The organism is Sphingobacterium sp. UT-1RO-CII-1, from assembly GCF_026711005.1.
Taxonomy (GTDB): domain Bacteria; phylum Bacteroidota; class Bacteroidia; order Sphingobacteriales; family Sphingobacteriaceae; genus Sphingobacterium.
This window is the reverse complement of sequence record NZ_JAPPVJ010000004.1, coordinates 434,016-460,185: the sequence shown is the minus strand read 5'-3', so window position 1 is coordinate 460,185 and position 26,170 is coordinate 434,016. Positions and strand designations below refer to the sequence as shown.

The 26,170-nt window shown below is 40.1% G+C and carries 16 protein-coding genes; 1 reads left to right on the top strand and 15 read right to left on the bottom strand.

Going from position 1 to position 26,170, the window contains the following annotated elements:
* The first annotated feature begins 3 nt into the window (after window positions 1–3).
* Window positions 4–2,100 (top strand): 3-hydroxyacyl-CoA dehydrogenase NAD-binding domain-containing protein, encoded by a 2,097-nt coding sequence (locus tag ORI89_RS11680; RefSeq protein ID WP_268230663.1) that lies wholly within the window; start codon window positions 4–6, stop codon window positions 2,098–2,100.
* Window positions 2,101–2,109: 9 nt separating this feature from the next.
* On the opposite strand, the gene ORI89_RS11675 is transcribed toward ORI89_RS11680, so the two are convergent.
* The 15 genes from ORI89_RS11675 to ORI89_RS11605 form a co-directional block, all read right to left on the bottom strand.
* On the bottom strand, window positions 2,110–3,561 hold the full coding sequence (locus tag ORI89_RS11675) for a bifunctional 2-methylcitrate dehydratase/aconitate hydratase (protein WP_268230662.1): 1,452 nt from the start codon (window positions 3,559–3,561) through the stop codon (window positions 2,110–2,112).
* A gap of 60 nt (window positions 3,562–3,621) precedes the next feature.
* Entirely contained in the window at window positions 3,622–4,776 is a 1,155-nt protein-coding gene (gene prpC / locus ORI89_RS11670; protein ID WP_268230661.1) for a bifunctional 2-methylcitrate synthase/citrate synthase, read from the bottom strand.
* Entirely contained in the window at window positions 4,757–5,653 is an 897-nt protein-coding gene (gene prpB, locus ORI89_RS11665; protein WP_268230660.1) for a methylisocitrate lyase, read from the bottom strand. Before prpB ends, prpC begins: the two co-directional genes overlap by 20 nt.
* Window positions 5,654–6,108: 455 nt before the next feature.
* Window positions 6,109–6,642, bottom strand: a complete 534-nt coding sequence (locus ORI89_RS11660) for a DUF6141 family protein (RefSeq protein ID WP_268230659.1) — start codon at window positions 6,640–6,642, stop codon at window positions 6,109–6,111.
* 848 nt (window positions 6,643–7,490) lie between these two features.
* Complete coding sequence (locus tag ORI89_RS11655; protein WP_268230658.1) at window positions 7,491–9,488, bottom strand: RagB/SusD family nutrient uptake outer membrane protein; 1,998 nt, start codon at window positions 9,486–9,488, stop codon at window positions 7,491–7,493.
* Window positions 9,489–9,499: 11 nt separating this feature from the next.
* Window positions 9,500–13,027 (bottom strand): TonB-dependent receptor, encoded by a 3,528-nt coding sequence (locus ORI89_RS11650; RefSeq protein ID WP_268230657.1) that lies wholly within the window; start codon window positions 13,025–13,027, stop codon window positions 9,500–9,502.
* A 173-nt stretch (window positions 13,028–13,200) separates the two neighbouring features.
* The gene (locus ORI89_RS11645; protein WP_268230656.1) at window positions 13,201–14,322 is read right to left on the bottom strand and encodes a FecR family protein; all 1,122 of its coding nucleotides are present in this window, start codon (window positions 14,320–14,322) and stop codon (window positions 13,201–13,203) included.
* A 76-nt stretch (window positions 14,323–14,398) separates the two neighbouring features.
* The gene (locus tag ORI89_RS11640; protein ID WP_268230655.1) at window positions 14,399–14,986 is read right to left on the bottom strand and encodes an RNA polymerase sigma factor; all 588 of its coding nucleotides are present in this window, start codon (window positions 14,984–14,986) and stop codon (window positions 14,399–14,401) included.
* 414 nt (window positions 14,987–15,400) lie between these two features.
* Window positions 15,401–16,789, bottom strand: a complete 1,389-nt coding sequence (locus tag ORI89_RS11635) for a Gfo/Idh/MocA family protein (RefSeq protein WP_268230654.1) — start codon at window positions 16,787–16,789, stop codon at window positions 15,401–15,403.
* 246 nt (window positions 16,790–17,035) lie between these two features.
* Entirely contained in the window at window positions 17,036–17,473 is a 438-nt protein-coding gene (locus ORI89_RS11630) for a hypothetical protein (RefSeq protein WP_268230653.1), read from the bottom strand.
* An 80-nt stretch (window positions 17,474–17,553) separates the two neighbouring features.
* Window positions 17,554–18,654, bottom strand: a complete 1,101-nt coding sequence (locus ORI89_RS11625) for an efflux RND transporter periplasmic adaptor subunit (protein ID WP_268230652.1) — start codon at window positions 18,652–18,654, stop codon at window positions 17,554–17,556.
* 63 nt (window positions 18,655–18,717) lie between these two features.
* A complete protein-coding gene (locus ORI89_RS11620) occupies window positions 18,718–21,870 on the bottom strand; it encodes an efflux RND transporter permease subunit (RefSeq protein WP_268230651.1) in 3,153 nt (1,050 codons plus the stop codon).
* Between the two features lie 8 nt (window positions 21,871–21,878).
* A complete protein-coding gene (locus tag ORI89_RS11615) occupies window positions 21,879–23,279 on the bottom strand; it encodes a TolC family protein (RefSeq protein WP_268230650.1) in 1,401 nt (466 codons plus the stop codon).
* A gap of 94 nt (window positions 23,280–23,373) precedes the next feature.
* Complete coding sequence (locus ORI89_RS11610; protein ID WP_268230649.1) at window positions 23,374–23,796, bottom strand: hypothetical protein; 423 nt, start codon at window positions 23,794–23,796, stop codon at window positions 23,374–23,376.
* A gap of 205 nt (window positions 23,797–24,001) precedes the next feature.
* Window positions 24,002–25,786, bottom strand: a complete 1,785-nt coding sequence (locus ORI89_RS11605; protein ID WP_268230648.1) for an ABC transporter ATP-binding protein — start codon at window positions 25,784–25,786, stop codon at window positions 24,002–24,004.
* Window positions 25,787–26,170 lie beyond the last annotated feature (384 nt).

Genomic DNA, 26,170 nt, shown 5'->3' with positions numbered 1-26,170 from the left:
ACGATGAGAAATTTTGATGAAAAAGCTCCTTTTCAGACGCATATTCATGAAAATGGAATTGCGGTTGTCGAACCTAACGACGACGATCGTGAAACTAGTATTGGCTTTATACAGCATGCGTCCTCGTTTGTCGACCATATCAACACCTTACTAGCACAAGAGCAGGTGAAAGCCGTTATGTATTATTCGCTCTTCCCACATATACGGATGCGGTTTAAACGCCTTTTTGAAGAAGAAAAACGACACGACAACTATGAGGAACAGCTACATACCTTACTTCGAAAAATAAATGAGCTCCAAAAACAAAACAAACCACTGATCTCTGTTATCAGATATGTGTGTTCTGGAATTGATTTATCTGTGCATCTTTGGGCACATTACCGAATCATAGAAGAAAGGGTTTCCGTTAGATTTCCAGAGTCTCAACTGGGGTTATTTCCCAATTTAGGCGCAATTGGCAATACATTATCTTCCATGCCTTTGGCTGATGCCTATAGTTTTCTGACACAAAGCAACTACCTTACCGCTTCAGAAGCAGTAGCTAAGGGTTTATTTGATATTGTTATGGACAACTATACAGATCCTATGCCCATAGCCGAGCAGTTTGTCCGAAGCTATGAACCACACGTTAAAACTCCGACCTTCTCAAATGAAGATTTAGCATTATTTGAATCATTGGCTGCCAGCACAAGGAAAAGAACTCGAGGATTAATAGCGGGGACAAATGCTTCCTTAGAAATCATGGAAGCCGTACTTAAAAATACTAAAGATGACCTCTCCTCTAAAGAAGCACAATGTTATAGCAGGGTAGTTGGCGATAAGAAAACAGAGGCTATGGTCCGCACGGGGTACTATCATATGATTGACATCCGTCGTTTAGGAACTTTCCCCATATTTGAGCCAAAGCGCATAGGCATAATCGGTGCAGGTATGATGGGTGCAGGGATTGCTTATGAAGCTGCTAGGGCAGGAATGAAAGTTTTATTGAAAGATACAACGCTAGAGCATGCCGAGCGCGGAAAAACTTACGCAGAGCGTGCAGCTGAAAAACTTGAACAGCAAGGGCTGATTGAGAAAGGGACAGTAAACAAAATACTTGCTCATATTACACCTGTGGCTGATTATGACAAATTCCAGGACTTAGATGTGATCATTGAAGCTGTATTCGAAGATTTAAACCTCAAAAAATCAGTACTCCAAGAAGTTAATACCGCATTAAATGAAGATGGCATTTTAGCGACCAACACCACATCTTTACTGATCAGCGAGTTGGCCAAAGCCAGTAAGCACAAAAAAGACTTTGTAGGCATGCACTTCTTCTCTCCCGTAGAACGTATGAAACTTGTAGAAATCGTACGGGGTAAGCACAGCAGCAACGCAACGATAGAAAAAGCGATGCATGTAGCCAATAAACTGCAAAAAACAGTAATTGTTGTTAACGACGGACCTGCCTTCTATACCTCTCGCGTTTTTTTCAATTATCTGCTCGAAGCCATTACGATGCTTCTCGAAGGTATACCGGCTGCGGTGATAGAAGATGAAGCAAAAAAAGCAGGTTTTGGTCTTGGACCATTGGCTGTTTTGGACGAGATCTCCCTACCTCTTATGCTTCATGTTTATGATCAGTTGCCAACACTTCATAGCAGCCAGCAACGGGCTTATCAGTACCTTAGCACCTTAATTGCAGCTGGACGCAGTGGGCGCAAAACAAAGCAGGGTTTCTATAATTACGAAGAACCTAAAGAGATATGGCAAGATCCTTCCTTACCCCTATTACCAATAAGCGATTTAGCAGTAGAAAGAGGAAATATTTCTAAAAGACTTTTGCATATTATGGCCCTTGATAGCTATCGCTGCCTGGATGAAGGAATATTGGAAGACCCTAGTGACGGTGATATAGGCTCTACTTTAGGCATTGGCTACCCTAAACATACAGGCGGAGTGTTCAGCCATATGGAACAAGTAGGTCTATCGCTTTTTGTACAAGAATGTGAACAATTTGCAGATAAAGGCCAGCAGTGGGAAATACCAGATTCTTTGCGCAAACTTGCCGAGAACAATTTCACATTTTACAAAGGAACTAAATCAAATTGGAAGTAGCCCAGAGGGCTACTTCATCATTTTATCGACCAATGTATTCACGTTCATAGCTATGAATGTATCATAATCCATTGTTGCATCCAACACCTCTTGTTGCTGCTTTTCAGCAAAAACACGTGTTAGGTTAAGTTTATATTTTTCGATCAATTTCGGAATCCCTTCCGTTCTGCGACGGGGGTGCCCGATTGGGTAATCCACAGCTACTTCTTGCAAAGTTGTTCCATCTTTCAGCTTCACAGTCAATCCATTTGCAATCGACCTTTTCTGAGGATCGTGGTAATCTTTGGTAAATGACAAATCTTCCACACAGGTCATTTTCTCACGAAGTGCATCAATTCTCGGATCTTTTGCTACCGCATCTTCATAATCTTCGGCTGTCAAACGTCCATAAATAAGAGGCACAGCAATCATGTATTGCAAACAGTGATCTCTATCTGCCGGGTTGTGCAATGGTCCTTTCTTATCAATAATGCGTATAGCAGCTTCATGTGTTCGGATCGTGATATGCTCAATATCGTCGCTTGATTTACCTGCCTCCAGCAATAACTTATGTAAAGTCATGGCTGCTTCCACAGCTGTTTGTGAGTGAAATTCTGCTGGAAAAGAAATTTTAAACAAGATATTTTCCATCACATAAGTGCCATACGGTCTTTGGAATTTAAACTCCTGTCCTTTAAAAGACACATCATAAAAGCCCCATACCGGAGCTGTCAACACTGAAGGATAACCCATTTCTCCCTTTTGTGCTAACAACGCTAGGCGCACTGCCCTTGCTGTCGCATCTCCTGCTGCCCAAGATTTTCGGCTGCCAGTATTAGGCGCATGACGATAGGTACGTAAAGACTGTCCATCTACAAAAGCTAGTGAAACCGCATTAATCAGCTCCTCCCTAGTCAGTCCGATCAATTTACCCACCACTGCTGTAGAGGCTATTTTTACCAGAATAACGTGATCCAGCCCGACTTTATTAAAAGAGTTCTCTAATGCCAGTACACCTTGCACTTCATGCGCCATAATCATCGCTTCCAGCACATCTTTCATTTTCAGAGGCTTCGCCCCATTTGCTATTGCCGTACGGCTCAACCAATCTGCTGTTGCTAATATACCGCCTAAATTATCGGAAGGATGTCCCCATTCGGCTGCCAACCACGTATCATTAAAGTCCAACCAGCGCACTAAAGCACCGATATCAAAGGCTGCCTGTACCGGATCGAGCTGATAATTTGTTCCCGGTACTTTAGCTCCATTAGGCACAGTAGTGCCGGGTAGCAATGGGCCCAACATTTTTGTACAGGCCGGGTAAGTCAATGCTTCGAAAGCACAGCCTATACTATCTAAAAAACAATAATGTGCAGTCTTCCAAGCAAGATCACTTTCAACTTTGTAAGTTAACACATAATCCACTATATCCACCAGCACCTTATCCGGCTGCGGCCTGTCATTCGAAATCTTTAATGTCATTTTCTATTTAATAAATTTCAAAAACCTTATCTTATTTACTTCTTGAATAAACACAACAAATTAACGTTGAGACAAAGGCACATAAGGCCTGTTCTCCGGGCCTACATAATGGGCACTTGGTCTAATAATCTTTCCATCCTGCCTTTGTTCAAAAACATGAGCCGACCAGCCCGTTATACGCGCTAAAACAAAGAGCGGCGTAAACATCTCTGTTGGTATCCCCATTAAATGATAAGATACCGCAGAATACCAATCCAAATTCGGGAACATCCGTTTTTCTTCCCACATCACTTTTTCCAATCGCTCGGCTATCAGGTAAAGGCTCATATCGCCTGCCTCTTCCGAAAGTTCTCTAGCTATCCGTTTAATAACTTCATTCCTAGGGTCAGAAACTGTATATACGGGATGTCCAAAACCGATTATCACCTCTTTTGCTGCGAGCCTACGGCGGATATCTGCCTCTGCTTCGTCTGCATCTGCATAACGGCTTTGAATTTCAAAAGCCACTTCATTTGCCCCGCCGTGCTTTGGACCCCGTAATGCACCAATTGCTCCTGCAACACAGGAGTAAATATCCGAGCCTGTACCTGCTATAACCCGCGCAGTAAACGTTGAAGCATTAAATTCATGTTCCGCATATAGGTTCAACGATACTTCCATCGCTTTTACCCAGGATGCCCGAGGCGGTACGCCATGCAACAGATGTAAAAAATGTCCACCTATTGTGCTATCTTTTGTATCTACTTTAACCTCCCGCCCATGTTGACTGAAATGATACCAATACAGCAAAGCGGAACCCATTGACGCCAGCAACCTACTGGCTATATCCTTGGCCCCTGCTAAAGGCTGACTCTCTTTCTCGGGCTGCATACTACCGAATACCGACACATACGTGCGTAGCACATCCATAGCATGTGTTGTGGGCGGAAGCTGCTGCAATATCTGCTGTACAGCAGTGGGTATTCCCCGTTGACTGACCAACTGTGTCCGGTATGTTATTAATTGTGCTTCTGTTGGCAAGGCTCCATAAATAAGTAAATAGGCTACCTCTTCAAAGGAAGCATTATCAGCCAGTTCCAGAATATCATAGCCCCGATAATGTAAATCGTTACCACTTTTCCCAACTGTACTTAAGGAAGTATTTCCTGCCGCAACACCGGAAAGTGCTACACTTTTTTTGGGCTTAAAACCTGTTTCATTTGTTTGACTCATCATACTTGGTATTAAACAATTGATCCAATTTATTTTCATAAGCATAATAGTTTATGCTTTGATATAATTCTTCTCTGGTTTGCATAGTGTCTATAACAGCAGCTTGACCTCCATCCTTACGGATGTGACGATAGACATTTAAAGCTGCTTTATTTGCGGCACGAAATGCAGATAGAGGATAAAGAGCTATAGCTACATCAGCTTCTTGCAGCTGCTTGTCTGTAAACAAAGGTGTCTGGCCAAACTCTGTAATATTAGCCAGTACAGGTAATCCTGTGGCCTCGCTAAATCGCTTATAATCCTCTAGGCTATGCACAGCTTCTGCGAAAATAAAGTCTGCACCGGCTTCCTTATAGGCTACAGCACGCTCCAATGCTCTTTCTATACCTTCCGAAGCCAAAGCATCTGTTCGAGCTCCTAGCACAAAATTTTCATCTATCCGTGCATCCACTGCTGCTTTAATGCGGTCTGCCATTTCTTTTAAAGAAACCAGTTCTTTACCCGGTCTATGCCCGCAGCGCTTTGCTCCTACTTGATCTTCCATGTGTACAGCCGCCGCTCCTGCCTTCACCAATGATTTGATCGTTCGTCCAACATTAAATGCCGATGGCCCGAACCCTGTATCAATATCCACCATAAGTGGCAGTGCACATACATTTGTTATACGTTCCACATCAATCAATACATCCTGTAAATTGGTAATACCTAAATCAGGAATACCTAACGAGCCCGCCGCAACCCCACCCCCCGAAAGATAGATAGCCTTAAACCCTGCCTGCTCTGCTAACAAGGCATGGTTGGCATTCGTAGCGCCTACAACCTGCAATGGTTTTTCCTTTTTCATTGCTTCCCGAAAGAGAAGTCCTGGAGAGTTCATCATAAAATTGGGTTTAACTATTCAAAAGCCCGTCAAAAGAGCTTATGAAATTATTTTTCTAAGTATATAGTAGAATAACAGCTAAGTCACTGATATTATTACTTCTACAATATACAAATAATAATCACACGAGCAACCCCTACAAAACCATTATTAACAAATAAAGGGGGAAAACAAACAATAAAACAAACAAATGATATTATATCAGAATTATATTTAGACAAAAACCATCATTATGAATAAAAGTCAAAACGACCTCAATCAAGATAGAGACGTAGAATTGTGATTAATTTCCTGTATCTCTTACCTGTTCTACTCAAGCAATAATATGCGATAAAAAATACTGTTTTAGGACCTCGCCCACAAATCGGCATCATTCAGAACGCCACGTGAGGTTATCGGAAATAATATTCTATGACAAATGTTAGGATAAAATAATAGCAGTGTTAGAGCATGCTTTATATTTTATCTGAAGAGCTCAGGAAACCCTCCTGTTCCAATACTTGCTGTAACTCATTGGACTTTCTTGTTCCTATCAATAGTTTTTTCCCTCTCTTAAAAACAAGTTGTAGTCCCTTATTTCCCGACATGTTATAAGCAGTGCCATTTTTCACGCCTCCTATTCTCAATCCCCACCCCCCGTACTCCGTGATTGGTTTATATTTACGCACATAGACTTTTTCTAGCTCGCTCCACGGAAAATATCTCATCTTTATATGAAAGGGATAAAAACGTACATATACCCCATCTTCTTTTATAATCGTTTGCAAACGAAATAGTGCAAAAAGCAACGTGATACCCAATAACAATACTGTTGCAAACAACAAGCCAACATCACTGGCGGGCTTATCACCAAAAGGTTTACCCAAAATTAACTGTACGTATACACCGTATAAAAGCAAAATATCCAGACCAAATAAAATAACCCACACCCACCATACTGACCAATGAGTAAAACACTGATCTTCTTTAAAAAATATTCTTTGGTTCATGTCTTTTCAATTTAAGTTAAGCATCTAAAATTAACAATTATCGAAGTAAAACCAACATACTTCTATCACAGCACTACCTTCAATTTATAGCACTGCTTTAAACTGCAAAAAAACTCGCCACATGATTATAAATCGGATAAATGTTAAAAAACTGTTAAAAAGAAAGCCTATAGTAGCGAATTTCCTTCACCATACGTATTGTTTACAATTCATAATTTAGGTTAATAATTGGTTAGTTAGTTTAGAATCCTGGAGCTCCCCGCTTCAGGATTTTTTAATTTTAAAACATTCGCCTAAATGACATAAAAAGTGACAACTTAGATATAAAATTGCCATATTGACAATGTTAAATTCGGCAACAAACCATTCATACCGTCAATTATTCTAGAAGACACTCCTTATTATCGTTAAAAAAAGTTAAAAGAAATGGCAAAGCACGAATTCAATCATCTTGGCACAACCTTTGTAATTATATCAGTAATTCATAATTTAGGTTAATAATTGGTTAGTTAGTAAAATCCTGGAGCTCCCCGCTTCAGGATTTTCAATTTACACCCCTTTTTAAAGCTTCTAAGTGTATTATTTAGTACTTGAAAACCAATATTTGTCCTTAAAAGATATTATTTTATCATCAGCCTATAATTTGATATACCTCAATAGTATTTCCACAGTATATTTTTATTAAGCCTGTAGACGTTTGTTAAAAAAGTGTTAAAAATATATGTACAAACAACCTTGGCACAGGCTTTGCGATAATATCAGTAATTCATAATTAGGTTAATAATTGGTTAGTTAGTAAAATCCTGAAGCTCCCCGCTTCAGGATTTTTTTTATAAACTATATGTCCATTACTTTGCTGTTACGCCTGCCCCAGCCACAGTAGGCCAGCCTGGGTTTTGGTATATCACAGACTGTTCAATACTACCATCAGATGATGTTAATTGAAAATGTTCTACCGCTATAGGAGCCAAATAATGTGGCATTACGAAACGTGCGCCATTATACGATAAAGCATTGCTTCGAATTTCTTGAGGTCTTAAATACTCTCCCAATGCGGGGTCAGAAACAACTGCTTTTTCGTTGGTCGCACCATAAACCAACTGATCTTTTGTATACCAGTCTTTCATCGGCCCCCACAATTTAAAGCCTTCAAAATGCACAGCTGCATTAATTAACTGATCCATTGCTCTCCATCTTTTTAAATCCATTAATCGTAAGCCTTCTGCCATCAGTTCACTTCTACGCTCACGACGGATGTTATATAGAGTAGGAGAAACAAAATTTCCTGCTGAATACACTCCCCAATCTCTCTTTTCTTTGTTTATATCTGTTGCTGCAATCGTTTTATTAAAGTCCTCGGATACTGCTGCGCGTTTTCTTATCGCTATCCAATAATTCTGGGCCTTATTATCTAAACTACCATGCAGTTCATAGCAAGCCTCCATATAATTCAAATAAGCTTCAACGGCTCTATATGCTATACTCCCCGTGAACCCACTTCCATTATTTGTCTGTGCGCCATCGTAGGATATGCCTTTACGGATTGTATATCCTGAAGAATACATTTTCTCCACATTTGTTTCAAAAATACGAGGCTTAGGCTCTATAGGTGTTCCGTGTGTGCCCAAGCCCAAGTTAACTAAAATATTTTTCTGTCCTGGCTCTTTCAAGAATAAGACAAGACGACCGTCCCTATCCTTACGCACATCAGAAATGTAATCATCTCCATGATAACCAGAGCCAGCAGCATAAATAGGTAGTCCATTCTTCATCAGAAAGCTCTCCACCATACTGCGTGTTAAGCCTACGCCATAGTTTCCAAGTTGTGCATACACAGGAACGTTATGTGTACTTAGGCTTTCATTGTACTGTCTCCACAGCAAGACTTCACTATATCCTGACATATCCAAAGCGCCAAACATACTGAAATAAGGGTTTTCATTATTATGTGATTCTATAATTCCTGTATTATTCACTAAAGGCACATTATCAGCTACTACTTGACTAGCCGTCATCGCTTCTTTTAAGAAAAACTCGATTTCTGACTCTATACTACCCGATTGAAATTGATACCCTTTATTATACTCTTTAGAAGCTCCTGGCCAGTTTGTCCCATTCGGAACATAAGCCGTTCCTTTAAAGTACTTTAGCCATGTTCCTTCGTACAGTGCTACACGTGACTTCAATAAGTAAGCTACATTTTTTGAAATACGCTGTTTTGCTCCATCGGGAGACACCGTTTTTAAGAGTGTAATTGCCGAATCTAAATCCGACAGTATAAACCTTGCCACCTCCGTTCTTGGCGCTCTCTTACTTGTTTCGACTAATAATTGCGGATCTTTATCAGACATAGCCGTCCTGACAATCGGAAAATCGCCTAAAGACTGTAGCTTATTAAAGTATTCCACAGCCCTTAAGAAATACATCTCTCCAATATAATGAGCTATTCCTTCTGCAGAGCCCGTAATTTTATTCTCTTTCCATAAAGGTAACACACGGTTGAAGAAATAATTCATCTGATAAATATTACCAAAACTCCAATCGCCCCCCGATGTCCCAACACGCCATTCGCCAGGAATAAATCGATTATTCAAATCTGGCACTACCATATTATCTGTATTGGCATCAATTCCAAAAATACCAAAGCCCCAACCACCGTGGGAAGGAAGTAAGTCTGGATATCTTCCAACAGCATAGGCCGCAAGCTGAGACTCTTCTGTTAAGTAATCTTCTGGAGTAATCTGCGAAGGCGGCGAAATATCCATGTTTTTATTACATGACGTTACTATAAATATACCTAAAAGACCTGCTAAGCCGTAGGTAAACAAATTATATCTAATTTTCATCTGTTTAATTTTTAAAATGTTACACTTAAACCTGCCGACCATACCTTTGTCAATGGATAAACCGTACCATTTGAACCGCCATCAATGGTTTCCGGGTCGAACATTTTTGCTACACTGGATCCTTGCCACAAGTTTTCTCCAGACAAAAAGAAACGCACCTTAGATACCCCTTGGCTTAATTTGCCTGCTGGTACCCAAGTATATCCTAATTGTACGTTTTTCAATCGCACATAAGCAGCATTTTGCAAGTAACGTGTCTGTTCCACTTGATTTTTGCCACTTTCAAAAATAGGCCTAGCATAATAAGCGTTTAAGTTTTCTCCTAATGCATTATCAGCTGTTCTGAAGAAATCCTCATGATAAACTAAACCTGCTGACGCCCATTTATTAGATGTTGCTCCCCAAAAATAATAGCCGCCCTGCCAAATATCCCTCTTCATAACACCTTGCAAGAACACATTAAAATCAAAGTTTTTATACGAACCATTGAAATTAAAACCAAAATTATAACGTGGGGTTGTATTCCCGATTACTCTTCTATCACCGGGGTCTGACTCTGTTCCCGCTCCGCTATCTACTTTGCCATCTCCATCTAAATCACGGTACATAATATCACCTGCATCCCATTGACTTCCTAGCGCTGTTTGCCCACCATTTGGTAATGAAGCTAAATGTGCGTCCATTTCTTCTGTGGACTTTGCTATACCGATCGTTTCATAACCCCAAATTTCACCCAATCTTTGTCCTTTTCTATATACATCCAAAGACCCAAGTTCATTAGGATATTTTGTCACTGTTGTTCTGTAGTCTGATAACAATAACTTTACAGCATAGGAGAAACCGCCAGCAGTTTGATCATTCCATCCCAATGTTGCTTCAAAACCATTCGTTTTTAAGTCCGTATTATTTGCCTCAGGCACAGCTGTTCCTAATATTACTGGTAGTTGTGGTGCAGGGCCTACCATATCCTCTGTTTTTCTTTCAAAGACTTCAAAAGATCCGGTCAAACGGTTATCAAAAAGTGCAAAATCAGCGCCTATATTTAATGTTTTTATAGTCTCCCAGGTTAAAGCTGCACTCACCAAGCCTGGGGCGCCAGCAGTATTCGGTCTCGCATTTCCAATTAACCATGCTCCATCTGCCGTACCTGTTGGTTGCACAACATACGTGGGATACCACATATCGGTATTCTGATTACCCAGTTCTCCGTATGAAGCTCGTAGTTTGAACATATTTACAGTGGCCGAAATAGGTTCAAAAAAACTTTCTTTAGCTATATTCCAGCCCGCCGATACGGATGGAAAAAAGCCCCATCGAGTATCCGATCTAAAACGTGATGATCCGTCGTAACGCATATTTACCTCCAACAGGTACTTTTGATCATAATCATAATTAAAACGTCCAAAGAAACCCGCAGTTGCCCAATTTTGGTACTGTCCAGTTACTAAAGGCGAAACCGGCTTTCCATTCACATCGGTTCCCGAAGTTAAATCCAACACTGGCTGGCTTGGCATCATTATACCTTCCCGTTGCGCACTTAAGCTACGATAAGATGTTTCTTCAATCTGAAACCCAGCCATAGCCTTCATAGTATGTAAGCCTAACGTCTTCTCATATTCTGAATACAAATTGATATTGTAGTAATTTTCTTTCAATCCATACTCATGTACATTCGATGTGTTTTTATATAAGTAAGGGTTACCAGCAACATCATAATTATACAATTTATGCGAATCCCAATGTCTAAATTCAGTCTTCGTTCTATAATTAAAGTTTCCATAGGTTTTCCACCCTTTTATGGGTTCTAAAACTAACTGTAACTGCTGTGTAACAAAATCTTTTGTTGAATTATCATTTCCTCCCTCTTTCATGCCCAATACTGGGCTGGGGGAGCTAAAAAGATAACCGTTAGGATCGTACAAAGGCAATGTTGGCCAGCCTTGTCTTCCTAAATTGTCGTAAAAAGAATTTGTTAAATCTGCAGGCCTTTCATAATCTTCTCTTACTAATCGAGCTGTATACCCAACTGTAAAAATATCAGAAAGCTTAGAGTTGATCTTAGCAGCGATTGAATAACGGTCGTAATGGTCTGTATTGAAAGCCATCATTCCCTGTTGCTTCATGAAGTTACCTGACAAATAATATGTTGTTTTTTCAGTTCCACCGTTTAAGCTCAGATTATGTTCATGTGCAAATGCCTGATCACGGTACATTAACTTAAAGAAATCATTATTATCATTTCCATGATCGTAACCATCTGCCCATTTTTCCGGATTACTGGGATTAGGAATAATACTTGTCGTAATTTTTCCAGTTTGATAATCTAAAATACGCTGTAAATGCTCTTCTGAAAAATGAGGCGATCCGCCACCATTTACTTGTGCTTGGTTAAAATATTGTGCAAAAGTATACGAATCCATCATTTTAGGCATCAACGCTGGTTTATTTAATCGCATACTATTATTATAGTTAACCGTTGTTCGACCTGCCTTACCCGATTTTGTTGTTACTAAAATAACTCCAAAAGCCGCTCTCGACCCGTAAATGGAAGATGCACCAGCATCTTTTAAAATTGATACTGATTCTATATCCTGTGGGTTTAAAGCTGTTAAAGAACCTTCAGCGCCGTCTATTAAAATTAAAGGTGAAGATGACGACGTTCCGATTGTTCCTGTTCCGCGCACATTAATAGATGGATTACTTTCTAAAGATCCATTATTCTGTGAAATGTTCAGCCCAGGTGCTAATCCTTGTAGAGCCTGAATTGCATTTCGCACAGGGCGGCTTTCTAGTGATTTACTATCCACGATAGCTACCGAACCTGTTAAGTTTGATTTTTTTTGCGTACCAAAGCCTACCACAACCAAATCATCCAGGTAGCTGACAGCCTGTTGCATCACAATATTAACCAATGATCCAGTCAATGTTACTACTTGCGTTTCATAACCAAGCATATCTATCTGTATACGATCGCCGGCATTGGCTTTAATTTTAAAAACACCTTCTCGATCCGTACTGACTGCCAAAGCGTCCCTTCCCATCAACCGAACGGTCGCGCCTACAATTGCTTCACCTAAAGAGTCACGTATTGTACCTGTAAATTCTGTTTGCAGTTGTTCGGCAGGTTCTTCCCTTGTTTTTAATTTGTTTATTGGGCTTGAAGAAACTATTGTTGCACTTTTTGTGTTGCTTTCCTTTATCAGAATAGTTTTTTCTTTTAACTCATAAGTTAGTGGCAAGCCTTCAATAATTTTGCTAACTGCCTGGTCCAGGCTCACTCCTTCAATAGCTAAATCAATCTTTTTCTGACCATTTACAGACTTGGCCGCCCATAAATAGTTATAACCTGTTTGTTGTTTTATTGTTCTAAAAGCGTCTATCAATGTTACATTCTTTTGTTTAATTGTAACATTTTGAGCGATTCCCATTGCCGAAAACAAGCAAACTAAGAGAAACAACACACAAAAGTGCATTGTCTTGTATAATCTGGCAAGAATACGCCCTTGCCATGTTCGTACATGCGTATAATTTTTATACATTTGATTACAGTTTAATTTTTGGTTTAGTAAAAACCCTATATGGGTTAATTTCAATTTAATTGAGGTATTACTGAACTATCATATAATCAGGGGTGTTCCAGCACCCTTGATTTATTTCAACCTCCTAATTTTTCAATCTCTCATAGGCATCATATTTTAGTTTTACTTTCTGGTTATTTTCTTTTAACAATTATACTTTTACCATTTCTAACGAAGCCTACAGTGCCGCTTGTTGCTTCCAACATCTCCAATAATTTATCAATATTTTCAAACCGCCCGACTATCCCCACAAAACTCTCTTGCTTAAGGCTTTCATCTTCATAAACCACATCTACCTGATACCACCTCACCAACTGCTTCATTATTTGTTCTAAAACTTCATTATTAAACACAAATTCATCATATATCCAGGCAATTTCTTCATTTGCCAATACTATACGTTCTTGTAGATTTCCCTCTTTAATTATCGCCTGTCTATTAGGTTTTAAACGAATCGCATCTTTACTCGTCGCAACCTCAACTTCACCTTCCAGCAATGTGGTTTTCTCTATCGCATCATCTTCATAAGCACTCACCATAAATTTTGTTCCCAGAACTTGCACTCGTTGTCCCAAAGTTTTCACAATAAAAGGTTGGTCTTCATTTTTTGTAACAGCAAAAAAAGCTTCTCCTTTAAGCTCCACTTCTCTGCTATCCATCCCTCCAAAATGCATAGGATAACTTAATGAGGATGCTGCGTTCAACATCACTTCTGTGCCATCTGCCAGTTTTATTTTATACTGCCCACCGATAGGTGTTTCCAACACTACCCATTCAGCCGCATCGATCACGCCCCTTTCGACCACTTTTGTACCATCTGTATAATGAACCCCATTATCCCCCCACTCAATACCATCCTTATCACTATTAAGCTCCACTCTTTCACCATTTGCTAAGGTCAAAAAAGCACGGTTTGCTCCTGGCTCAACCCCTGACGCAGCATTATATTTCCAATAAAAAACAGATATGGCAATAAAACAAAGAACTGCTGCTGCAGCAACTTGATACTTCCAGATATACGATTTCTTTTTAACAGTTTTATGCAAGACAGTTGATCTAATATTCTCAGCAGATATATCAGACATCTCGCTTTTTGTTAGCTCATCGATCTTATGCCAATCCTCATCCAATAAAAATTCCAGCTCATGCCTGACAGATTGGTCATTGAGAAAAAGAAACCATTCTCTCTGCTCATCCGCTGTTAGCTTTTTTGCCTTATACTTTTCAAATAAATAGTGTAAACGTTCCGTTTTCATATTTTAAGAATGGTCGCTGTCTTAGTAATAAGACGTTTGTATTTCCCCATTTGGGTAATGGGTTTTAAAAAAAAAATTAAATAAACAACAACAACAGTAAACAAATAGTCTTATCGCTATACTTAAGCAGATAAGCCCGCAATTTACGTCTAGCCAATTTTAGATGTGTTTGCACCGTGGCAGGCGTTAACCCCAGTTCATTAGCCACCTCTTTATTATTAAACCCCTCCACTTCAATCAGCTGATAAACACGTTGCTGTTGTATCGGTAATCCAGCTATTGCTCTATTTAAAATATGCTGTAAATCTTTATATAAAATTTGCTCTTGGGTGGTATTATCTCTTAACTGTTCTTCACAAGAAAAATAACTCAGTTGATCGGACATATGCTTCTTCGAGCGCAAAATATCAATTGTTCGATTCCGAGTCATTACCCGCAGCCATTGGTCCAAATTTTTCACCTCCAACAAACGCTCCTCCATTTGCCATAATTTTATCATAACGTCCTGAACCACATCTTGTGCAAGAGCAGGCTCATGTAATATAGAAACACTAAATGTATATATCTTGTGCCTGTACTTTTCGAATACAATATCAAACGCGCGCTCATTTTTCTGAGACAACAAGACTAACAATTGACTATCTTCTAATTTATTATAGGTCATAAAAAAAACAACATCACGCTTGGAGGTTTATTACAATCAAATACAAATATTACAGCACATAATTAGTTTATACCTACGGTCACCGGTATATAATCTTTGCTTGTATTACCTAAAATATCCCAAACATAGAGAATTAACTGTAAAACTATTGACATTATATTATAACATATTGACACTAAATTATCAAAAACATGGACTATTAGCCGATTTACCAGGAAAATCAAGAGAAATAGGACCATTAAACACCTGACTTCAGGACAATCCGTTAAAAAGCGTTAAAAAACAAGATACATTGTACCAAAAGCCCAACAGCCGCCGTTTATATAGTAATTCATAATTTAGGTTAATAATTGGTTAGTTAGTAAAATCCTGGAGCTCCCCGCTTCAGGATTTTTTATTTCCAACGCTGTTCAATTAAATTGTAACGAGATCTTTAATTTTGATAGGCTTTCCCTGTTCAATACTTCTACGCGCTGCAATACCCACCATAATAGAAAGTACACCATCTTTTAATCCTGCTGCATGATTTAATGGATCGGGAGCTTCTGGATGCAAAAACAATTTGTCCTGCAGGCGCTTATCTCCGCCACCATGCCCTGCTCTTTCGCTCATTACATTTACTACCTTATAATCTTCCCAACTCTTGAATAAAATGACGGGTTCTACTACTTGGTCGGCAGACGCCACCTGATTCATCTCACTGGCGTGCAATGCTGATTGATCCAGGTTTTCATTATTCATCCAAGGAATATCCAACCAAGCTTCTATACGGCCTTTATGCCCATTAAATGCAATTTTCCACCCTTCAAATGGCGAATATGTAGTGAGGCTATAATTTACCACCGTATTTTTTCTATATTTTATTTGTGCCGACATTTTATCATAAATATCTATTTCTTCTCTAAACAAACAATTATCCCTCACATAGCCATCATACTGTTCGTTGTTCACATAAAGATTCATATCCATCTTACTCTTGGTAATATCCCAATAATAATTACAGGTCGTCTTGTGTACACATGTTCTGCAATTCTCCCCTCTAAAGGGTCCATTACTACCGTAGTGCTCCAATGCACCATACGCAAAGACTTCTTCCGGTTCATCAGCCAGCCACCAGTTTAACAGATCAAAATGGTGCGTTGCTTTATGCACCCATAACGAGCCTCCCTCCTCCATCAGTCCATGCCAGCGTCTAAAATAGGATGCTCCATGATGGACATTGAGATACCAATTAAAGTCGACCGAAGTTACCTCACCTATGATACCTTCATTTAGTAGTTCTTTAATTTTTGTGACATAAGGCCCCCACCGATAATTAAACCCGACAATCAAACGACGGTCTGATTTTTTCTCTGCGTCAATTATTTGCTGACATTTTTCTTCATCTGTCGTTAATGGTTTTTCAGTGAGTACATCACAACCATAATTCAAGCCTTTAATTATAAATTCGTGATGTGTAGAATCTTTGGTACATACAATAACTAAATCAACCTTATTCGCCCTCATCATTTCATCAAAATCTGTATAAAGCGGACAATCTACCCCCATATATTCCTTAGCATATTGCAACCTTCCTTTATTATGGTCGCATAAGCCTACAAATTGCAGCTTACTGGCATATTGATCAACCAGCCGTTTACCCCAAAATGTTATGCCGCGGACTCCTGTCCCGACCAATACTACCCGAAGCCTGTTGTTTAGGTCGAAACCTTTTAAGGGACTTGTAACAGCCAGTCCTCCCGCCAGCATACTCAAATTAAATAAAAAGCTACGCCGATCTTGATGTGCATTCTCTCTCTTCATATTGTTTTGGTTTAAAATGATTACTACAGCAGTGTATTGCCCGACCTATCAGGCGATAAACACACTGATGCAAACCTCTTATTTACAAAAGGATAAGTTTATAATTAAAGCTACAAAATCTATTTCATACTGCGTAATATATTTCCATCCACCCAAGGAAAGCGCATCGCATTAAAAACAAAAAAGGGGCATCAAGACCCCTTTTCAACGTTGATCTCTCAACGTTTGCAACCAACCTACTACCTATTATCGTGCCTGTGCCTGTCTAAAGGCTTCATAGCTTGATTTACTCTCAAAATAAGCAACTTCCCCACCCTTAGCGATCATAACAATATATGCCGTCGCTTTATCTACTTTTTGCATCGTATGTGGATCTATTGCATACCTTACACTCGCATCTTTAGGGATACGCTCTTTGCACATATCGCAACAACCATAATACATCTTACCGTCAACAGTTACTTCGATCTGTTCTTTTCCCATATACGCATCGTTCACCATACATACTAAATTGTTAGGCACCTGATCACCTTTCTGCGGCGATGCCTTAGAGCCAGTGAGCACATTATTATGTTGTTCTTTTTGCTCTTCAACTTTACTAACAGTTGTTTGGGCTGACTGTCCACAACCGATAAACAGTATGATGCCCAGTATAAAGACTGTTTTAATTATTTTATTAGTCATTGATAAATAATTTATTGCTGTATTCTTATTTCTAATGAAACTCATAAATACTTCTTTTTTCTTCCTGAGTTTCTATTCTCTTACATCTTCGTTTTAGGTATTTCCGTACCTTCCATGACCTCTTCATTTGCCATTTTCAATAGCATATCGCCCTCATTCAGTTCGCCAAATACTTCAAACTGCTCGGGCATCATTCTTCCTTTTCGAACTGATACATTCTTCGTTTTCCCTTGCTCCACACGGATGACATACACCCCCATCCCACTTTCCACAACAGCCGTCTTAGGTACAAAGAAAGTAGCTTCTGTATGCTGCAAAGGTATCTTGGCCTCAGCTATCATATAAGGTTTCAAACTCTTATCGGCATTCAGCACATCCGCCTCTAGACGCTCCGACCTTAACTGCACATCCATACTTCCTGTTTTACGACTTACCTGCGCTTTAAAGACTGTCTGCGGCTGCGATCTAACCTGAAAACTAATTGTATCTCCTATGCTTACGTATGACGCATTTGCCTCAGGTATGGACAAGTTCAAACGCAGCTTATCATTATCTTCCAGCACCAGTAGAGGTACTTTTATCATCGGACCGACATAGGCTCCTAAGTCCACCTGACGATCTGTAACCCTACCGCTGAATGGAGCACGTATTACCAGGTAGGCATCCATATCCTTCACTTCTCGGTACGTTGCTTCTGCCGCCTGCAGCTGTGCTTCATCAGCCAGTTTTCGCGCAGTTATCTGATCTATTGCATCTTTTGCAATTGCCCCTTTTGTTTCATTGGCCTTCATCATGCGGTCATAGGTTGCTGCTGTCGCTATATATGTAGCACGTTGCGCCGCTACCTTACCTTTCGCATTAGCCAGTTGCGCCTGCAATTCAGGCGCTTCCAATAATACGAGCACCTGGCCCTTCGTGACATAATCACCGATATCCACCCGCAATTCCTTGACATAACTGTTCACCTTTGCAAATAATTCAGTCTGTTGATCGGGTTTCAACTCACCAGCCAACTGTAGCATCACCTGCGGATTGCTTTTAACTATAGCCACTGTTTCGAAAGGATTCATCATCATCATTGCCGGCTTATCCTCCTTCATCTTTTCTTTATTTTCTTCTTTTGTATTGTCACAGGCGGTCAATAAAAACGCAACAGCAACAAGTATATATGTCCAATTCATATGTAATTAATTTATTTTTCTCATTTACTCTTCCATACTTCTATAGCGAAGTTTATCATCAGATTAACTCTTTGCTGGGTTATAGTATACACTTTCTTCATCTTCAGGATCCAATGACGGCGAAACGATACTTGTATTTTTCTGCACCCATGCATATAACAAAGGCAATATTAGCAATACTGATCCTGTCGAAAACACCAACCCTCCGATTACAGCACGTGCTAAAGGCGACACCTGATCAGCCCCCTCACCAAACCCTATTGCCATGGGAAGCATGCCTGCCATCATCGCTAACGTAGTCATAATAATAGGGCGTATCCGCAATCGCGCAGCTTCCATGGCAGCAAACACCGCATCGTTTGTCTCTTTACGCACCGTTTCTGCATTATTCACTAAAAGCACAGCATTAGCAATAGACACACCGATGGACATAATCAGCCCCATATATGACTGCAAGTTCAACGTGGAACCTGTCAGATTAAGCAAAATCAATGCACCAACAGCTACAAAGGGTACGGTTGTCAAAATAACCAGCGAAGCACGAAACGACTGAAATGTAGCTGCCAACATTAAGAAAATAACAACAATAGCGATCAAAAGACCGGAAGCTAAACTTGACATCGTTTCATCCAATACGGGAGCCATCCCTGCCACAGCGACGTTAATGCCTTTTGGCAGCTCGCCAAGCGAAGCGATTGCTGCGTTTACATCTTTCGTCGCACGTTCTAAATCGGTCTGATGTATATTTGCCGTTACAGTGGTGTATCCCATTGTTCCTAAGTTGTAACTCTCACCCAACTCTTTAACGGGTGTAACGGTAGCGACATCTCCTAATACAGTACGTTCGCCATTTTTGGCGATGGGCAGGTTAATGAGCTCCTCTTTACTATTCAGCTGGTGCTGCGGCGTCTGTACCTGCACATCGTAGGCAATGCCCATCATTCCTCCTACCCAAAAGTTCTTATTGGTATACCGTGTGGATGCAGTTGCTGGCACCAATGAGTGGGCAATATCCTGTGCGTCCAGGCCTAGTTGTGCCGCACGTGCACGGTCTATTTCAATCTGCAACGCAGGGTAGTCCATAGACTGCGGTATCTGCTGATCGCGCATATAATCAAATTCTTTCAGTTTTGCTAAAAGCTTATTGGCATACATGCGGTTCATTTTTTTCATCATCCCCGATACTCTGATCTCAATTGGTGTATTCGAGCCCTGGCTCAAAATCTTTTCGGTCAATTCTATGGGCTCAAACGACAATTGTAAATCAGGCATCTTTTCTTTATAAAATGCTCTTAGTTCGTCCTTCAGCTGATCCGAATTGCCACTAAATTCGTGCAAAGCCACTTGCATCAATGCCTCGTGAGGACCTGCATTGTATAAATATATCGGACTGACTGCAAAGGTGGACGGGTGCTGACCTATATAAGCCGATGTAATAGCTACATTCCCCTCTCCTACTTTTTCTTCTAGGTGTTGTAAAAACTTTTTCACCTTCATTTCTGTCACCTCAATACGTGTTCCTTCTGCTGCCTTCAGCCGCACTTGAAACTGACGAGAATTTGACGTAGGTAAGACATCCTTACCTGTCATTTGGTAAAGCGCAAATGCAGCCCCAAAAATGGCAAGCAGACTGACACCTACAATTAGCTTTCTACCTTTCATCAGATTATCCAACACCCGTACAAAACCATCCCTTATGCCATCAAACCAATGTTTTTTCTCTTCCTCGACTCTATGCTCTTTTCGTTTCATCATCCAATTGGCCATCACGGGCACAAATGTTTGCGACAAAAGGAAGGAAAATATCATCGAAAAACCGATGGCCATCGCTAAGGGCATAAACAGTGACCCTGGTATACCTGTCATCATAAATGCGGGAGCAAAAACCGCTAAAATACAAAGCATGATTAAAAGTTTGGGAAAGGCTATTTCCTTACAAGCATCCCATATGGCTTGTGTTTTAGTTTTATTCATGTCAAAGTGCTGGTGTATATTCTCTATAGTAACCGTACTTTCATCCACCAAAATACCAATGGCCAAAGCTAGTCCCGAGAGAGACATGATATTTATACTTTGCCCAAAGAGTTTTAGGAATAAAACGCCGGATATGATGGAAATGGGGATTGTCATAATAACAATCAGCGCAGCTCTTCTATCGTTTAAGAATAGCATCACCATCAGCCCCGTCAACAAAGCCCCCAACACGCCCTCTATAATCAGACTTTTCAATGCTGTGGAAATATATACCGATTGATCAAACTCATACGAAATTGTTACGTCATCCGGCATATTACGCTGAATATTGGGCAAGGAAGCTTTCAACTGGTTTACCACATCAAGCGTTGATGCGTTGCTTGCTTTCGCAATATTAATATACACTGACCGCCTGCCATCAATCAGAGCGTAACCTGTTGCTATATCTGCTCCGTCTTTCACGGTTGCAACATCCCGTATATATACATTATCTACCTGTCCTTTTAACAAAGGCACATCTCCCAGCTCTTCTACCGTCTTTACCGTATTATTTGTAGGTGTTAAATAATTGGTATCGCCGATATAAACATTACCAGAAGGCGATGTAATATTATTTCTACTGATTGCTTCCACGACCTGCTCGGCAGACATATTATGTGCACGCAGTTTTGCAGGGTCGACATTAATTTCGATCGTGCGCGGACTGCCGCCAAATGGTGGCGCTGTTGTCAGCCCCGGTATAGCAATTAAAAACGGGCGGGCGCCAAAATTGGCAATATCCTGCAACTGGTTATTTGTCTTTGTAGCACTACGGAACACCAACTGCCCTACGGGCTGTGAGGATGAATCAAAGCGGATAATAAATGGCGGTGGTGCTCCCGGCGGTAAGAAAACCTGCGAACGGGTCGATAAAGCATTAATCTGTGCAATCGCCTCCCCCATATTTGTCCCTTCATAAAAATTCACTTTCATGAGGGTCAGTCCCTGTGTATTTTTAGATTCAATACTTTTAATACCATTGGTAAACAAAAGCATATTCACATACATCTTTGTAAAATAGCCTTCCATTTGCTGCGGTGTATACCCGTTAAACGAGTGCGCTACATACACGACAGGTAAATCCATCTCCGGCAAAATATCTACCTTCACTTCTTTTGTGGCTTTTATTCCGAAGAATAACAAACCCAGCACCAACACCATAACCGATATAGGCTTGCGCAGTGCAAATCTTATTAAGTCCATATAGAATTTTAGTTTTTAATAGCCTCTAACAAAATGTCAATATCCCCTTGTGCAGCTGCCCATAAGAGCAAACTTTGCCAAACATTATTCTGTGCGATTTCAAAATCAATCTCTGCACGATTTAGGCTGTATAAAGCCTGTGTATAATCCACCAATGTGGTTAAACCATTTTCGTACAGGGCAGTGTGTTGTTTATAAGCCAACTCTGCCGCCGATAGTTGCACATTAGTTTCTTCCCAATTATCAAAGGCATTACGCACTTGCTGTTTTGCAAGCATACTTTGGGCTTGCAATTCTTTATCCGCTTCTTGGTAAGCGTGCTGCAAGCCTTGTGTATAATACTGCTGTTCTTTTGTTTTGATTGTCGATCGGAATAAACTTGTTATGTTCCAGCGCACAGAAAAACCCAGCAAATAATTTCCTCTATCGATCCCTACCCCTTTGAGGTAAGATCCAGAATAGGCCGTCGGGTCTTGCATATAGTTCCAATCGAAGCCTGAGCCACGCCCTTGAATGACCCCAAAAGCTGATACTGTAGGGAGCTTACCTGTTTCCATCAGTTTTTCTGTTTCTTGGCTTTCCAGAATGCGGCTTTGCTGCCATTTTAATAAAGGGTGCACCTCATCTGCCGAAGTCGTTCTTAGATCCCCGTTTGGCAACAGGGGTATAGTTGTAGTCAGACGGCTATCTAACGTATATTTCTGAAAATCATGATCCAGTAATACGGCCAACTGTTTGGACAGTTCCAACTCTTTATCGTCTGCTTTGATTAATAATGATTTTGCATTTGACATTTCTGCCTCTGCCAGCGAAGCATCTACCTCGGCAATCAAGCCACTTTTAGCCCGGCTATCCGTCATTTCATAAAAGATAGATGCTCTATAATGGTTCTGTTCCTGCACATATTTAATCCGCTGGCTCGCCAAAAGGTTTAAATATGCTGCGCCGACCTTCACCTGGAGCTTAAAGCGTTCGTGTAATAAATCGCTATCTGCTGTTGTCTCTTTTGCCGTTGCACGTTTGACCTGCTGTTTTAGCCTACCGAACGTAAACACATCCCAATTGATATTTGCAAAATATAAAGAGCCAAATGCGGCATCCCAGCTTTGTTTTTCGCCGGGCATAGATGTCGCAGCCGACCCTAAACCTCCAAAAGCATACATGGGGCCATGTTGTGCATTGATCGTGCCATAGCTTTGTTGCGCGGAGAGTGTAAGATCAGGCAAATACTCTTGTCTTTGGTAAATGGTATTTTGTGCTGTAGCCCGCACGATGTTCTCTTTTATTTTGATTCCATCGTAATTGTCAACAGCCTGTTGCAAAGCATCTGCCAAGTGTAATACTTGTGTCTGCCCAGTATAGGAAAGTCCAAATATTAAACTTACAGAAGCAATGAATTTTAGATTCATTGTATAAAAATTTAGAATAATAAAACTTAAAAAACTAAAGGTTCGGTTGGTCTATATACATAGCCAACGAACGCAATATAAATTAAGCTCAATCCTAAATTCTATAGACGCAATGAAAGATATAGAGCGGGTTTTGCTCTATGAGGGCAAGAGGGGTTGAAGTACTGTAAAGATGTTTCGATGCACGCTCTGCTACTGGGTCAAATACAGCACCCAACATACGGTTGGGAATAATGCCTCCCCACACTTTAACGGTAAAGTCAAAATTGGGGTTTGTCTTTGCCAATTCATCTGTCCGCAGCTGCGTAATTTCGAGCTTACAGCAGTCGTCTTTCTGCTGTGCCAGACCTTGTTCTAGGTTTGTACAAAGCGGACAAGGCTCGTCGCTACTAATCTGCAGACCTGTTAAACTATACTGCTGTACATCCGTCGTCATGCAGAGGTGCATGTACTGGCTGAAGCCAGTAGACAGCATCAGGTACATAACAGACAGACTTAGTATAAACAGTTTTTTCATACGTAGCAGAGCAAAAACAAGCAGTTCAACGTGTGTAATTTTATATATTTTTTGTTTCTACTGACATAAATTAACCGTATGTCCGTAAAACGATACAAAGCTAAATAAAATCACCTTTCTATCGTGGTGTTTTTCGTAGATACATTGGTATTATTCAATTATAGAGCTACGACCAGTGCATCAAAAAGACAGATCAGCCATTACCTTAATGCTCCGACATCGACTCTGTAATTTTCTGGATATTCAAACTATTCGCCATTGCACTAAAAATCTTATGGTATACGTTCTTTTTCTCGTACAACTCCTCGTGCGTCCCGGCTTCCACAACCTCCCCTTTTTCCATTACAATAATATGCGAGGCATCTATAATCTGCGATATACTGTGCGAGACGATAATCACCGTACGCCCTACTTTAATCGCATCCAGACTTTTTTTAATCTGCTCGGTAGCGATCGCATCTAAATTGGCAGTTGGTTCATCCAAGAATATGATCGGTGGATTTTTCAAAAACAATCGGGCAATAGCTATACGTTGCTGCTGTCCGCCCGAAAGCAGATTAGCTGCTGATTCGTATTGCTCGGGCAACTCCATTACCTGCTCATGTATATAGGCTTTTTTTGCTGCATTTATCACCTCTTCCATGCTTGCATCTGTCTTTCCGTAGCGGATATTTTCGGCAATCGAGCCTTTAAAAATATGGTTACTTTGCAATACCAGACCTATATTTTGCCTCAAAAAGTGTGTATCATACTCTTTCAGATCAACGCCGTCCAGATAGATTGCTCCTGCTGTAGGGTCATAAAACTTATCGAGCAGGTTTATCATCGTGCTTTTTCCGGCACCGCTAAGCCCAACTAATGCCGTAATATCGTTGGGCTTTATCGTCATACTGACATTTTTGATAGCTTTCGTTCCATTCGGGTATTCAAAATCTATGTTTTTAACTTCAATCAATCCTTTTATATCCGTTGGTCTATAAGTTCCAGAGCCTTCAACCTGTTGATCCGATTCTAATATCTCAAAGAACCCCTCTGAATAAATCAACGCATCATTAACCTCATCATAAATTCGATGCAATTGCCTGATCGGTGCCGACACATTATTAAACAACATCACATGAAACATAATAGCACCTAAAGTAATCTGATTGCTCATCACGAGGTAAGCAGTCAGGATGATAACTATAACCACGCCAATCTGCTCGACAAAACTTTTTATACTATCAAACGTAAAGCTTGTCTTACGGGTTGTCATTTGGTTTTCCGTCATATCATACTGTATCTGCCTATGCTTTTCAGCTTCTAGATCTTCCCGCACGAAAGACTTGATCACGGTAATCGAGCTGATCAGGTTAATGATCTGATTACTTTTATTCTCTCTATAATTTCGCATCTTGCGACGAAAGCCCGACAATTTCTGTGCTTGCCTTTGCGAAACATAAAAATAGATAGGTATCACTAATAGACCGACCAAGCCTACATAAAAATTGGCCATAAACATAAACACCAAAGCCACTATAGCATTAGCGAATAAAGGTAAAATATCGATAAAGAAATTTTGCACCAACCTGGTTAAGCTACTTATCCCGGCATCGATGCGTGTTTGCAACTTGCCGGACTCGTTGGTCGACGAAGTATAAAAAGCCAACCTATAGGTTAATATCTTTTCTACTATATCCTGTGCAAAGTCGCGGGCTATAAAAATCCTTAACTTTTCGCCAAAATACTTCTGTCCGAACTGCACAAAAGAATAAATAACTTCTTTAGTCAAGAGTATGACGGTGATAAAACCCAACAGGTGAAAGCCTGCTGAGAGCGGACTTTGCGCTACCAGCAAATCGCTAATTGAATCTACCGTATACTTTAAAATAAAAGCATTAACCTGTGCAGCAAACGAACCAACGACTGTCAATAATAAAGTGTAAAATATAAGGTGTCTATAAGGTTTAATGAAAGGAGTCAGCTTGCGCAGCAGTTGTGGTAAAGTCATATGCAATGATTTTGAGAAAAGCCAAATGGGCTCTTACTTTCTCTTAATAAAGGCCTGTACTAAGGTATATTAAGTACAGGCCCTTGATCAGTTGAACTATCTGCTTTACAATTTAGCGTAAATAAATTATACTTTACGAATAAAATATATTTTATTTTCATACGAGGACAAAGTATTACTTATCAAAAACACCATCCGGAAGGCTTTAATGGCCTATATGATAACATTATAAACAGGCTACTAATGCTTGATAATAATTATCTAATAAGTTCTCATCATTATTCAAAAACAAGTAAGGTTCTATCAATTCCAGCTCCATCAACCAAAATTTATTATCTATAATAACTCCATCTATTTAGAGCTAAAAAATGAAACTATGTACAG